Source organism: Geomonas sp. Red32 (assembly GCF_023652955.1).
In the GTDB taxonomy this organism is placed as follows: Bacteria; Desulfobacterota; Desulfuromonadia; order Geobacterales; family Geobacteraceae; genus Geomonas.
Map to the genome: position 1 here is coordinate 309,631 of NZ_JAKLOY010000003.1, position 12,657 is coordinate 322,287.

Annotated in this window: 13 protein-coding genes; 9 read left to right on the top strand and 4 right to left on the bottom strand. The window is 62.9% G+C overall.

Going from position 1 to position 12,657, the window contains the following annotated elements:
* Positions 1 to 4: 4 nt before the first annotated feature.
* Positions 5 to 2,116: a hypothetical protein gene (locus tag L4X63_RS10700; protein WP_250678615.1), complete on the top strand. Its 2,112-nt coding sequence runs from the start codon at positions 5 to 7 to the stop codon at positions 2,114 to 2,116.
* A gap of 2 nt (positions 2,117 to 2,118) precedes the next feature.
* Here the strand turns inward: L4X63_RS10700 and L4X63_RS10705 are convergent, their stop codons facing one another.
* Both L4X63_RS10705 and L4X63_RS10710 read right to left on the bottom strand, forming a co-directional pair.
* On the bottom strand, positions 2,119 to 2,835 hold the full coding sequence (locus L4X63_RS10705) for an energy transducer TonB (RefSeq protein ID WP_250678616.1): 717 nt from the start codon (positions 2,833 to 2,835) through the stop codon (positions 2,119 to 2,121).
* Between the two features lie 238 nt (positions 2,836 to 3,073).
* Entirely contained in the window at positions 3,074 to 5,326 is a 2,253-nt protein-coding gene (locus tag L4X63_RS10710; protein WP_250678617.1) for an NADP-dependent malic enzyme, read from the bottom strand.
* A 26-nt stretch (positions 5,327 to 5,352) separates the two neighbouring features.
* Between L4X63_RS10710 and L4X63_RS10715 the strand changes: the two genes are divergently transcribed.
* From L4X63_RS10715 to L4X63_RS10725, 3 genes are all read left to right on the top strand, one after another.
* On the top strand, positions 5,353 to 5,568 hold the full coding sequence (locus L4X63_RS10715) for a hypothetical protein (protein WP_250678618.1): 216 nt from the start codon (positions 5,353 to 5,355) through the stop codon (positions 5,566 to 5,568).
* A 110-nt stretch (positions 5,569 to 5,678) separates the two neighbouring features.
* Positions 5,679 to 6,161: an HIT family protein gene (locus L4X63_RS10720; protein WP_250678619.1), complete on the top strand. Its 483-nt coding sequence runs from the start codon at positions 5,679 to 5,681 to the stop codon at positions 6,159 to 6,161.
* A gap of 164 nt (positions 6,162 to 6,325) precedes the next feature.
* Positions 6,326 to 7,051, top strand: coding sequence for a DsbC family protein (locus L4X63_RS10725; RefSeq protein WP_250678620.1), 726 nt, complete (start codon positions 6,326 to 6,328; stop codon positions 7,049 to 7,051).
* Between the two features lie 50 nt (positions 7,052 to 7,101).
* Here L4X63_RS10725 and L4X63_RS10730 read toward each other — a convergent pair whose 3' ends face one another.
* Both L4X63_RS10730 and L4X63_RS10735 read right to left on the bottom strand, forming a co-directional pair.
* A complete protein-coding gene (locus L4X63_RS10730; RefSeq protein WP_250678621.1) occupies positions 7,102 to 8,346 on the bottom strand; it encodes an endonuclease Q family protein in 1,245 nt (414 codons plus the stop codon).
* A 34-nt stretch (positions 8,347 to 8,380) separates the two neighbouring features.
* The gene (locus L4X63_RS10735; RefSeq protein ID WP_250678622.1) at positions 8,381 to 8,797 is read right to left on the bottom strand and encodes a helix-turn-helix domain-containing protein; all 417 of its coding nucleotides are present in this window, start codon (positions 8,795 to 8,797) and stop codon (positions 8,381 to 8,383) included.
* A 298-nt stretch (positions 8,798 to 9,095) separates the two neighbouring features.
* On the opposite strand from L4X63_RS10735, the gene L4X63_RS10740 reads away from it, so the two are divergent.
* From L4X63_RS10740 to L4X63_RS10760, 5 genes are all read left to right on the top strand, one after another.
* Positions 9,096 to 9,629, top strand: coding sequence for a nitroreductase family protein (locus L4X63_RS10740; RefSeq protein WP_250678623.1), 534 nt, complete (start codon positions 9,096 to 9,098; stop codon positions 9,627 to 9,629).
* Positions 9,623 to 10,789, top strand: a complete 1,167-nt coding sequence (locus L4X63_RS10745; protein WP_250678624.1) for a M24 family metallopeptidase — start codon at positions 9,623 to 9,625, stop codon at positions 10,787 to 10,789. The genes L4X63_RS10740 and L4X63_RS10745 overlap by 7 nt, the downstream gene beginning before the upstream one ends.
* 253 nt (positions 10,790 to 11,042) lie before the next feature.
* Positions 11,043 to 11,318 carry a hypothetical protein gene (locus L4X63_RS10750; RefSeq protein ID WP_250678625.1) on the top strand — a complete coding sequence of 92 codons (276 nt, stop codon included), beginning with the start codon at positions 11,043 to 11,045 and terminating at the stop codon, positions 11,316 to 11,318.
* 91 nt (positions 11,319 to 11,409) lie between these two features.
* Positions 11,410 to 11,568: a hypothetical protein gene (locus L4X63_RS10755; protein ID WP_250678626.1), complete on the top strand. Its 159-nt coding sequence runs from the start codon at positions 11,410 to 11,412 to the stop codon at positions 11,566 to 11,568.
* A gap of 75 nt (positions 11,569 to 11,643) precedes the next feature.
* Positions 11,644 to 12,567, top strand: coding sequence for a diguanylate cyclase (locus L4X63_RS10760; RefSeq protein ID WP_250678627.1), 924 nt, complete (start codon positions 11,644 to 11,646; stop codon positions 12,565 to 12,567).
* Positions 12,568 to 12,657 lie beyond the last annotated feature (90 nt).

The window sequence follows — 12,657 nt, forward strand, 5'->3', positions numbered from 1 at the left end:
CATCTTGGCTTCGAAAAAAGAGAAATATCTCGAGAGCGCCCAACGCTTCATGCTGAAGGGACAACTCGACAAGGCCATCAAGGACTACCAGCAGGTCGTTGCCCTCGAGCCGAAAGAGATCAGGTACCGGCAGAAGCTGGCCGAGCTGCTTGTTCGCGATTCGCGCAAGGAGGAGGCGATCGCGCAGTACGAGGATATCGGCAAGCACTACGCCGAAAACTCCCACTTTCTCAAGGCCATCGCCGTCTACAAGCAGATCCAGCGCATCTCCCCGGAAAACCTCGACATTACCCTGAAGATCGCTTCCCTCAACCACAAGCAGGGATTGATCGGCAATGCCTTCGCCGAGTACGGCCAGGTGGTCGCGGAGTACGAGAAGCTCGGCGCGCTGAGGGAGGCCGTCAAGGTCCTCGAGCAGATGCTGGTGCTCGACGGGGAGCATCCCGCCACCCGGATGAAGCACGCCGAGCTCCTGTTCGCCACCGGCGACAAGCAGGGCTCCCAGGGCGCCTTCACCTCTCTTTTGGCCTCGCTCAAGACGCGCGGCGACAAGGCGGCCGTCCAGCAGATTTCCCAGCGGATGGCCGAGCTTTTCCCGGGTGCCGCCCTGGAAGAGCCCCCCGATCGGTCGGCCGGTCAACTTCCCGCAGCAAAGCTTGACGAAGGGTTGGCCGTCCCGCCCGCATTCGGCGAGCCAAATGGTACCGAGGGGATCCCGGGCATCGTCTCCGAACCCGATCCCTTTGCTAACCAGGGTCCGGCAATCGAGATGGCCGTCACTTTCGGCGGGGAAAGCGAAGCCCCCAGCGCGTTTTTCGAACCGCCGGCTCCCCCCGCGGAGCCCCCCGCAGTGGCCGAGGGAGTACCTGCCATCGCGGCGTTCCCGTGGGAAGAGGAGATCGAGCTCGACCTCGACGACGAGTCCGCGGTTTCTTCCGCCCCCATGGCCGAGGCCCCGGCGGATCTCCCCCTCTCCCTCGATTTCGGCGAGGAGGCCACCCCTGAGGCTGCTGCCAGCGAACCGTCGACGGTGATGGAGCTCTCGCTCCCCGATTTCTCCTCCGACAGTCCCTTCGGCGAGGTGGACCTGCCGGAGGAGCTTCCCGCTCCCCAGGAGCCTGCTTCGGCGTTTGGCGAGGAGCTTCCTTCCGCCTTCGGAGAGCCGGCGGCCGGCGGGCAGGAGGCCCCGTCCCTTTTCGAACCGTTCACCCCCGAGACCCCCGCGGCGGAAGCGGAACTGCCGGAGCTCTCCCTTGACGACTCGTTGGGAGGGGCGGAGTTGGAACTCGACCTTGAGCTTCCGGGCGAGGGGGAGGCGTTTGGCGATGCTGGATGGCCGCAGGAGGAATCTTCCGAGGCCGAGGCGGCCGCCGAACAGGCTGCGGCGATGGAAGTTGCCGAGGAGGTAGAGCTTTCCCCCTTCGGCGAACTCGAACTTGGCGAGCTGGAGTCGGTGGAATTGCCGGTACCGGCGAGCTCTTTGGACGCCGCGGAGTCCCTGGAGCCGCTGGAGGCGGTAGAGTCGCTGGAAGCCGCGCAGTCGCTGGAGTCGCTGGAGTCCGTGCAGTCGCCGGAGTCGCTGGAGGCGGTTGAGTCGCTGGAAGGGGCAGGGCCGTTAGAGCCGGTGGAGACGGAAGCCGCCGAGGAACCCGTCGTCCGCGACTGGTCCGGGATCTACCCGCAGGCAGCCGGGGGAGTGCCCCTCGACCTGGGAGACCTGGAAAGCCACTACGACCTCGGCGTCGGTTACAAAGAGATGGGGATGTACAACCAGGCCATCAAGGAGTTCGAGGTGGCGGCCGCCAATCCGCAGCGCCGTCTCGACTGCCTGACGCTGCAGGCTGTCTGCCGGCGCGAAAAAGGGGAGTTCGACCAGGCGCAGGATCTCCTGGAGCGGGGTCTCTCCCTCACCGTCCTCAACCGGGCCGAGCGGATCACCCTCTGCTACGAGCTCGCCTTCCTGCTGGAGACCACCGGAGAGATCGACCGGGCGGTGGAGCTGTACCGCGAGGTGCAGTCGACCAATCCCACCTTCCATGACGTGGCGCTGAGACTCTTCGCCCTGACCGGGGAGGAGCTGCTGGACGTGATCGATCTCGATCTGGAAGAGGCCTGATCCTACCAGGCCATCAGGTTGAGGGGAGGGACCAAGCGGAGCGGCGCTTCGAAGTATTCGCCCGGAAAGCTCTTGGGCAGCGGCGGGAGCGGTCCGGCCGCCTGCAAGGCCGCCAGCACCGCGCGGTCGTAGCGGCGGTTGCCGGAGCTGGCCATCAGCTGCGCCGCCACGATCTCGCCGTTACGCGCGATCCGTACCGAAACCAGCACCGGCATGATCGCCATCTTGTCCAGGCTCTGATCCACCCACCACTTCTCGTTGATCCCCTGCAGCATGTCGATGAAGTATTCCTTCACCCCGGGCCTTAGGGTCTCTCCCTCGCCGAAACTCTTGAAGTATCCCTTGGTAAGTCCCATTCCGAAAGGGGTGGCGGAACGCTGCTCCTGCGGGGGCGCTGCGGTCTGCGGCGCGGCGGCCGTCGCGGTGGCGGCCTGCGGTGCTTCTGGCTGCGGGGTTACCTGGGGAGCGGCGGGCTCGTCGGCGACCGCTTTTTCGGCCATGGCCGGGGGGGCGGGAGGTGCCGGCGGGGCGGCGGGTGCTGCGGGGGGGGGAGCGGCCAGGCTCGGGAAGGTGAGGTCGACGTAGTGGACCGACTCACTGCCGCGGGGACCGCTCGGGAGGCCGACGAGGATGACGGTCGAAACCAGGTGGAGTATCAGCGAGAGGGCGATACCGGCGGCGAAGTAGTTGCTGCGGGGAGCGGCCGGCTCCAATTCCATAACATGAAGGTGGTCTTCCATGGGACGAAGAGATCCTTCCTAATTAAATTACCGCCTTGCCTGGGCGGCGTAAGCGCCCAATTTATAGCAGAATTGGCCGGGAAAAGATATCCAAAAGGAGATCGGCCGTTCTCTCACATGATTTCGCTCCTTTACCCGGTCGCTGCGCCACCGGCATAAGAAAAGGGACCCCTCGCGAGGTCCCTTTCTTTTTGCTCTGGCGCGGAAACCTGGCCGGCTATTCCTGGCTCTGGGCGTCCACCACGGCGATGGCTGCCATGTTGACGATGTCGGTCACGTCGTCGCCCCTCTGGAGGACGTGGACCGGCTTTTTCATACCCATGAGGATGGGGCCGATCGCCTCGGCGCCGCCAAGGCGGTGCAGCAGCTTATAGCAGATGTTCCCCGAGTTGAGGTCCGGGAAGATCAGGATGTTCGGCGGCCCGGTCAGGGTGGAGAAGGAGTAGTTGGTGAGGATCTCCGGGACCACCGCGGTGTCGGCCTGCATTTCGCCCTCCACCTCGAGGTCGGGCGCCTTCTGCTTGACCAGCTCCACCGCCTTTTTCACCTTCAGGGTCAGCTCGTGGCTCACCGAGCCGAAGTTGGAGAAGGAGAGCATGGCGACCCGCGGCTCGATCTCGAGCAGGCGCACCTTCTCGGCGGCCAGGATGGCGGTCTCGGCGAGCTCCTCGGCGGTCGGGTCGATCTCCACCGTGGTGTCGGCCATGAAGTAGATCCCCTTCTTGAAGATCATCATGTACATACCGTGGACGCCGGTCAGCTGCGGCTGCTTCCCGATCACCTCGAGGGCTGGCCTGATGGTCTCCGGATAGTGGGCGTCGATACCGGAGAGCAGGGTGTCGGCGTCTCCCATGCGGACCATCATGGAACCGAAGTGGTTCCTGGACTTTCTGCGGATGATCCTGCGGGCCTCGGAGAGGGTGATCCCTTTGCGCTGGCGCAGGCGGTAGAGCTCCTGAGCGTACCCCTCGGTGAGCTCCGAATTTTCCGGGTCGATGATGGGGACGTTGAGGTCGAGCCCCATCTCGGCGATCTTGGCCTCCACCTTGGCGCGGTTGCCGATCAGGATCGGCTGGGCGATACCCTCTTCGACGATGGTGTAGGCGGCCTTGAGGATCTTCTCGTTGTCACCTTCCGGGAAGACCATCTTCTTCGGATCGCACTTGGCCTTGTTGATGATGAAGCGCATGGTCTCCTTGGCCTTGCCCTGCAGGGCCTCCAGGCTCTCCACGTACTTCTCCATGTCCTCGATCGGCTGGCGTGCCACGCCGGAGTCCATGGCGGCCTGGGCGACCGCCGGGGCGACCTTCAGAAGGGCGCGGGGATCGAACGGCTTCGGGATGATGTAGTTGCGGCCGAAGGAGAACTTTTCGTTACCGTAGGCGCGGCAGACGGAGTCGGGGCAGTCCTCGCGGGCAAGCTCGGCGAGCGCCCTGACGGCGGCGGCCTTCATCTCCTCGTTGATGGTGGAGGCGCGGACGTCGAGGGCGCCGCGGAAGATGAAGGGGAAGCCGAGCACGTTGTTGACCTGGTTGGGATAGTCGGAGCGGCCGGTGGCCATGATGACGTCGCTTCTGACCGCGAGTGCCTCTTCCGGGGTGATCTCCGGGTCGGGGTTGGCCATCGCCATGATGATCGGGTCCTTGGCCATGTCGCGGACCATCTGCGGGGTGACCGCCCCTTTGGCGGAGACGCCGATGAAGACGTCGGCCCCCTTCATGGCATCCTCCAGGGTGCGGAGTTCGGTTTCCACCGCCAGCCGCTCCTTGTAGACGTTCATCCCCTCGGTGCGCCCCTTGTAGATGATCCCCTTGGTGTCGCACATCATGACGTTTTGCTGCCGCGCGCCCAGCGAGATGGCGAGGTTCGCGCAGGCGACACCGGCCGCGCCGGCGCCGTTCACCACGATCCTGATGTTTTCGATCTTCTTGTTCACCAGCATGAGCGCGTTGATAAGGGCCGCAGTCGAGATGATGGCGGTGCCGTGCTGGTCGTCGTGGAAGACCGGGATGTTCATGGTCTTCTTGAGCTCTTCCTCGATGTAGAAGCACTCGGGAGCCTTGATGTCTTCCAGGTTGATGCCGCCGAAGGTCGGCTCCAGGAGCTGGACCACCTTGATCACGTCGTCCGGGTTCTCCGAGTTCACCTCGAGGTCGAAGACGTCCACGTCGGCGAACCGTTTGAAGAGGACCCCTTTCCCCTCCATGACCGGCTTGCCGGCGATGGCGCCGATGTTACCGAGACCCAGCACCGCGGTGCCGTTGGAGACCACCGCCACCAGGTTCCCCTTGGCGGTGTACTTGTAGGCGTCTTCCGGATTCTTCTCTATCTCAAGGCAGGGCTCGGCAACACCCGGGGTGTATGCGAGCGAGAGATCGCGGGCGGTTAGGCACGGTTTGGTGGAAACGACCTCGATCTTTCCCTTGCGGCCCATGGAGTGATATTCGAGTGCATCAATTTTCTTCGCCATTGCTACCTCCTGAATTAAATGTGCTGATGCGACAGACGCTCCCGCCCAACGAGAAGAGAATTCTGGCCGGGAAGTGTCTGGGAAAAGAGGATAAGTATAAAATTAAGCAGACCAGGTCGGTGGAAGCCGGTACAATCTTAAGTGTTGTCGAAGGAGGGGCTCATGATGAGCACTTAGGGATAAATAAACCTATCGATCCACCATGTCAAGTTGTTTTCCCGAAAATAGAACAGGTGTTTTAAAGAAATGTAAACCGGCTTGCTGCGGAAATCCCCGTTTTCCAAGAAAAACCGTGCTGGAGGGGAGGCATCCGCTGTTTTACTAAAGATTGACGCTAACGGGAGGAATGGGTATGGAGCGGTTATGGGCCCCCTGGAGAATGGAGTACATCACGGAGCCGAAACAGCCGGAGTGTATCTTCTGCCGCGAAGGGGACGACCGGCAGCTGCTGATCCTGCACCGGACCGGGCTGGTGATGGTGATGCTGAACCGTTACCCGTATGTGAACGGACACGTGATGGTGGCGCCGGTCAGGCACACCAGCGACCTCGACACCCTTTCCGACGAGGAGATGGTGGCCCTTTTCAGGGGGGTGGCCTTCTGCCGCCGCGTCCTCGCCGAGGCGGGGAACCCCGATGGTTTCAACATCGGGGTCAACCTCGGCAAGGCCGCCGGGGCCGGGGTGGAGGAACACCTCCATATCCACGTGGTGCCCCGCTGGAACGGGGACAACAACTTCATGTCGGTGGTGGCCGGAACCCGGGTCGTTCCCGAGGCACTGCTGGTGACCTACGACCGGCTGCTCCCCTTTTTCCAGGCGGGCGACCGCCGCTAGCGACGGCATTGGCGCGGCTTCGTGAGGGGAACGGGGGCAATTGGGGAAACTTTAAGGAAAGAGATTAAAGAATGGACCAAATGGGGGCAGGTTGTGATAATGTAGCGGACCTGGCTGCCGATTGGCCGTCACTCATACTTCACACGACTAGAGGGAGGATTGGCATGAACTTTCGAAGCAGGTTGACCGGATTGCTCTGCGGTTTCTTGCTGCTGGCGGGGGCGGCACTGCCGTGTGCGGCTGCCGATACCAAAACCGATACCCAGAAGGTGGAAGCCTCGCTGAGGGAGGCCTTCCCGCAGGTCCCCACCGTCGACGCGGTGCTCCCCAGCGAGATCCCCGGCGTCTACGAGATCGATTCCGGCCAGAACGTCTTTTACTATTATCCGGACAAGCAACTCGTCATCATCGGGGATATGGTCGGTAAGGATCTGAAGAGCAAGACGGCAGAGCGGCGCGGGGCCCTTTCGGCACGGCTGGTGAAAGACCTGCCGCTGGACAAGGCGGTCAAGGTGGGAGACGGGAAGAAGACGGTGATCGAATTCACCGACCCCGACTGCCCGTACTGCCGCAAGGCCTACGACTATTTCACCAAGAGAAACGACGTGACCCAGTACATCTTCTTCTCGCCGCTGGCCCATCCCCAGGCGATCACCAAGGTCGAGTACATCCTCAGCGCGGACAACAAGGTCCAGGCCTACGACGCGATGATGCTCGGACAGGAGATCCCGGCCGGGGCCAAGCCCCCCACCGAGGCGATCAAGGCGCTGGCCCAGGAGCACCTGGCGCTGGCTAAAAAGATGGGGGTCCAGGGGACCCCGACCTTCTACATCAACGGACAGCAGGTGGTCGGCGCCGACACCAAGCGCTTCGACGAACTGCTGAAGTAACCGTTTCCCGTTCAGGTCCCCCCTTCCGTTCCGGGAGGGGGGATGCGGGGCTACCGGCAGGGGCCCAGCGGCTTGATGACCACCTTCCCGAACTCTCCGTCGAAACCCGCCTCGATCTCCACCTCTCCCATCCTCATGGCGCCGATAGCGGCCGCCATCTCCGCCGATGACGCTTCTTCGATCACCTCAAGCGGCGCCTCCAGCAGCACTTTGAACTCGCATCCCACTCGCTCGAGCAGCCTGAAGTAGGTTGACTCCGCCTTTTTGGAGGCCGTCCCGGTCCGGAGCACGCTGCCGATCAAGTCAATCAGCGGGATGACCGACCGGAAGGGGGGAGCTCCCGGCGGCTTTTCGCCTGGCTGCCGGTCCGAGAGCTGTTCGAGGCGGTGCTCTACCCCCATGGTGACCTTCTTTCCGCAGGCCGGGCAGCGGTAGCCGGCGGCCTCGGTTTCCGCGGGAGTGAGCCTCAGGTGGCAGGGGCGGTGCCCGTCGGCGTGGTATTTCCCCTGCTGCGGGAAAAACTCGATGGTCGAATCCACCCCGTCCCCGTTGACGATGGCGGAGTAGATGCCCTGGTAGGAGGGCTCCCCCTTGAAAACCGTCGCTTCCCTGCCGAGCTTGCTGGGTGAATGGGCGTCGGAATTGGAGACCAGGGTGATGCCGTCCAGGGCCGAGATCCTCCAGTTCATGGCGGGGTCGGAGGAGAGCCCGGTCTCGATGGCATGCACGTGCGGGGTCAGGTCGCCGAAACACTCCTCGAGCGAATCGAAGCCGGAAGAGCGGCCGAAGACGGAGAAGTGAGGGGTCCAGGCGTGGGCGGGGATCAGGAGCCCCCGGGGGGAGGCGTCCAGCACCATGGCGAGGAGGTCGCGGGCATCGAGCTTGAGGATCGGACGGCCATCGGAGGTGAGCTTGCCGACGCGGGAGAGTGCGGCATTGAGGCGGTGGGCGGAAGCGAAATCCGGGAGGTGGACCAGGCAGTGGACTTTCCTGGTCCTCCCCAATTTACGGTAGATGCAGCTTATCTCCCCCGAGAGGAGGAAGCGGACCTCGCCGCGGCAGCTCGCGGGGACGGCCGCCGGGCCGGGAGGCGCGGCCAGGGCCAGCAACCCGGACGGGGTGGGCGCGAGCTTCTCTTCGAGCTCGGCGAGCCAGGCAGGATGGGTGCAGTCACCCGTGCCCACCACCGGGATCCCTTTGAGTTGACCCCACCGCCAAAGCGATTCGGGGGTGAGGTCGCGGCTGGTGGCCAGCGAGTAGCGGGAATGGATGTGCAGGTCGGCGATGAAGGTCATGGCGCCTCCGGGAGAGCTGGCGGCGCCTGAGGGGTCACGGCTGTTCGGCGTGCTGGGAGGCTCCAAACTTCTCATCCATCTTGTGGCGGTAGGAGACGATCTCGTTGCGGAGCGAATCCAGCTTGGACATCTTCTCGTCGATCTTTTCCACGTGTTCGTCGAGGATCTCGATCAGGCGCGGGATCATCCTCTCGGTCTGCTTGGCCTCGCCGTAGGCGGCGTAGAGGTCCTGCATCTCCTTGATGGTGAGCCCGAGCTCCTTCAGTTTAATGATGAACCTGATCCGGCGCACGTAGTAGGGGGTGTACCCGCGGGTTGCCCCGTCGCTCCTCTGCACGCTCCGCAGGATGCCGACCTCCTCCCAGTACCTCAGGGTCCGGGTGGTGAGGCCGAGCGAGATGGCGAGGTCGCCGATCGGGGTAATCTCTTCGCCTTCGGTAATGTCGTCCATGCACTCCTCTTAAGGGGGGTAAAATAAAGGTTTAATGTAGTGCATACGGGTCGGCCTGTCAACCGCTTTGAGCGTGCCGGGGCCCCACGAATGCCGGTAGAACGCCCCTTTTTTGGCCTGCGGTGCGGCCCGCGGAGAGGAAAGGCTCAAGCCCTTTTACTCATCCACCCGGCAAAAGTTCTTCGCGGTCTCTCCCCCGGGGCGCGGCCCCGGCCGTTCTTTCCCGTGGCGGCAGACATTTACAAAACAATGTTTATGGTGTATCTATAGCTTCTACCTTGAAAGGGAGGGTAATGAAATGGATGTGTTGCAAGCGATACAGGATCGCCGCTCGATCAGGAAGTACCAGGATACTCCGGTTGAGCATCAAAAAATAGAACAAGTCCTTGATGCCGCCCGCCTGGCTCCTTCCTGGAAGAATCTGCAGTGCTGGCGTTTCCTGGTGCTGACCGCCCCGGCCCGCCGGGGAGTTCTGGTGGAGGCATTCCCCGACGACAACCCGGGGAAAAAGGCGATCGCGACGGCTCCCTGCCTGATCGTGGTCTGCGCCGACCCCGCCGAATCCGGCGTGGAGAACGGGATCGAGTACTACATCGCCGACACCGCCATCGCCTTCGAGCACCTCTGCCTGGCCGCCCAGGGGCTCGGCCTCGGCACCTGCTGGATGGGGTGGTTCGACGAGGAGAGGATCAAGGACGCGCTCGGGATTCCCGCCGGGATCAAGGTGGTCGGCATCACCCCCTTGGGCTATCCCGACCAGGAACCGAAGCAGCGTCCCCGCAAGGAGTTGCGGGAGATCGCCTTTGCAGAGGCGTGGGGGGGGGCATGGTAACCGCCGAGGAATCCAGGTCGCGGATCGGGCGGCTGCAGTCGGAGCTGGCCGCGAAGGGGATCGACGCCGCTTTCCTGGTCTTCCCGATCGATATCTACTACTTCTCCGGGACCCGCCAGAACGCGCTTCTCTACGTCCCCGCCTCGGGCGATCCGGTCCTCATGGTCCGCAAAAGCCTCTCCCGCGCGCAGAGCGAGGCGGCGGTCGCCGACGTCCGTCCCTTTCCCTCCTCCAAGGAGCTTCCCCAGCTGATCGGGAGCGGGGTGAAGAAGATCGGGCTCACCTTCGACGTCCTGCCGGTGCAGCAGTACCAGTTCTATGCGAAGCTCTTCCCGGCCTGCGAATTCGCCGACCTTTCGGCTATCAACCGCGAGCTCCGTTCCGTGAAGAGCGAGTGGGAGCTCGAGCGGTTACGGGAGGCCGGGCGCAAGACGTCCGCCGTCTTTGCCCAGGTCCCCGAATTCCTCCGGGAGGGGATGCGGGAACTGGACCTGGCCGCCGAGATGGAGACCCGCCTGCGCCGGGCCGGCAGCGAAGGGTACGTGAGGATGCGCGCCTTCAACCAGGAGCTTTTCATGGGGCTCGCGGTCTCCGGCTCGGCCGAGATGCCCGGCTTCTTCGACGGAGCGGTCACCGGCCAGGGGCTCTCCGCGGCCTCTCCGCACGGCCCGTCCCTGGCGCCGATCGTGGCAGGCACCCCGGTGATCCTCGATTACACGGGGATCTTCCAGGGGTACATCGTGGACATGACACGGGTCTTCGTTATCGGCCGACTCTCCGGGCGCCTCGCCGAGGCGTTCGAGCTCTCCCTCTCCATCCAGCGGTACCTGGCCGAAAACCTCAAGCCCGGGGCGATCTGCGAGGAGCTCTTCCTGGCCGCCGCCTCCATGGCCGATCGGGCGGGGCTCGGGGAGTACTTCATGGGAGCGCCGGGGGAGAACGCCCGCTTCGTCGGCCATGGCGTGGGGCTCGAACTCGACGAGTTCCCGGTGCTCGCCCAGGGGTTCAAGATGCCGCTCCAGGCGGGACAGACCATCGCCATCGAGCCGAAGTTCGTCATACCGGGCGAAGGGGTGATCGGGATCGAAAACACCTTCGCCGTCACCGGACGGGGGGGCGAGAAGATCACCGATCTTTCCGACGACATCGTCTACCTCTGAGAATCTTGTGATCGGCTCTTCTGCCGGCCGGTTCAGTGGGGGGCAATCGACGGATTGCCCTCTTTTTTTTCGCCCGCTTCCGTTCCCTCCGGCGCCGGCCGGGCTCTTCCTTCCGGGAACCGGACCGCACGCTCCGCTGCCGCACGCCCCGCTTGCCAGGGCGGCGGGAGGCTGACTTGGCTCTTCCGTGTGGTAAGCTATCTCTGAGCCCTCAAGCGATTCTCATCTTCGAAGAGCGGTCAAGGAGGAAGCAATGGCTAGCGTAGCTGTACTACTGGTTGACTATGGACCCAATAACAGCCTTCACATAGCCCGCTTCAAGGAAAGTCTCAAAAAAGCCGGCTGGAGAGAGGGTTTCTTGGAAGGAGTGTTCGAGAAAACTTTGGATATGTCCGTCTCAAAGATTGAAACCGCAGTGCAGGAGGAAGTTGACAGTGCCGCCAACGAGGCTGTCTTCAAGAAGACCTGCTGCGAGCTCTTTGTGGCCGAAGAGGAACTGAAATTCTGTTGGGACTGGAACACTCCCTGAGTCTGCACCAGAGGCTCAGCTCTTTTCCCCTATCTCTCAGAAATTATTAAAGAACTGGACAAGTAACGCCGATATTGGTTACTATTCTGCTATGACAAAGCTCTTTGCCACCTTTATGATCATCTTCGCATTAGCGGTGATCGTCTTCGGAACTTGGCAGCTCTATGCAGGAAATCTTGAGGCCGCCTTTTCCTCCTTTCCTTTTCTGCTCATCCTCTACCTGTTCATCAGACCGAATCGCCGGCAGTGACGGCGGACGGCAATGCACCGGAGCGGTTGCCGGTGCGAAGGCAGGTCGAGCTGTGACTGGCTGTTGGAGATCCAGATGTCCTGTGTCCTGGTAGTTGACGATTCCGCAACCATCCGCGACAAGGTCGTGAATACCTTGAAGGAAGTCGGCCTCTTTGACGAGTACAAAGAAGCGCGCGACGGCCTCGAAGGGTTCAAGACCCTGATCGATTCCAAGGCCGACCTGGTCATCTGCGACGTCGACATGCCCCGTATGGACGGGTTCAAGTTCCTGCAGCTCGTCGAGTCGCGCCCCGACCTGTTGGGGATCCCGATCATCATGCTGACCGGCAAGATGGACTTCAGCTCAAAGATCCGCGGGCTGGAGCAGGGGGCCTGCGACTATCTCACCAAGCCGTTCGATGCCGGAGAGCTGGTGGCCCGGGTCAAGGTGCAACTGAAGCTCAAGTCGCTGCAGGACGAACTGAAGAAGGCGAACGAGCTCCTCAAGCGGCTCACCAACATAGACCACCTCACCAACCTCTTCAACCGGCGGTACCTGACCGAGGTGCTCGAGGCGGAGTTCGTCCGTGCCCGGCGCAACAAGGAGTGCCTCTCCCTCATCATCGCCGACATCGACTTCTTCAAGAAGGTCAACGACACCTTCGGCCACCAAAACGGCGACCTCGTTCTCTCCTCGGTGGCCGCCATCATCCAGAGGCAGCTGCGCGCCTACGACATCGCCGCCCGCTACGGCGGCGAGGAGTTCGTCCTGGTGGTCCCGGGGACCAACCTGCAGGGAGGGGTGATGGTCGCCGAACGGCTCCGCCAGGCGGTTCTCGAGAACACCTTCCCGACTCCCCTCGAGCATCTCACGGTCACCATCAGCTCCGGCGTCGCCACCTTTCCTTCTCCCCTGGTGGACAGCATCGACTCCCTCTTCCGCCAGGCCGACGAGGCCCTCTACCGGGCCAAGGAGAACGGCCGCAACCGCGTCGAGACCATGACCCTCCCCAACTGATCCCTGCCGTCCCCTCTCCACTTGCCTAAATAATTCCGCCCCCTTACGCCGTTGCGTACCGCCTGCTCCTCGGGTATTCTGTATAATGAG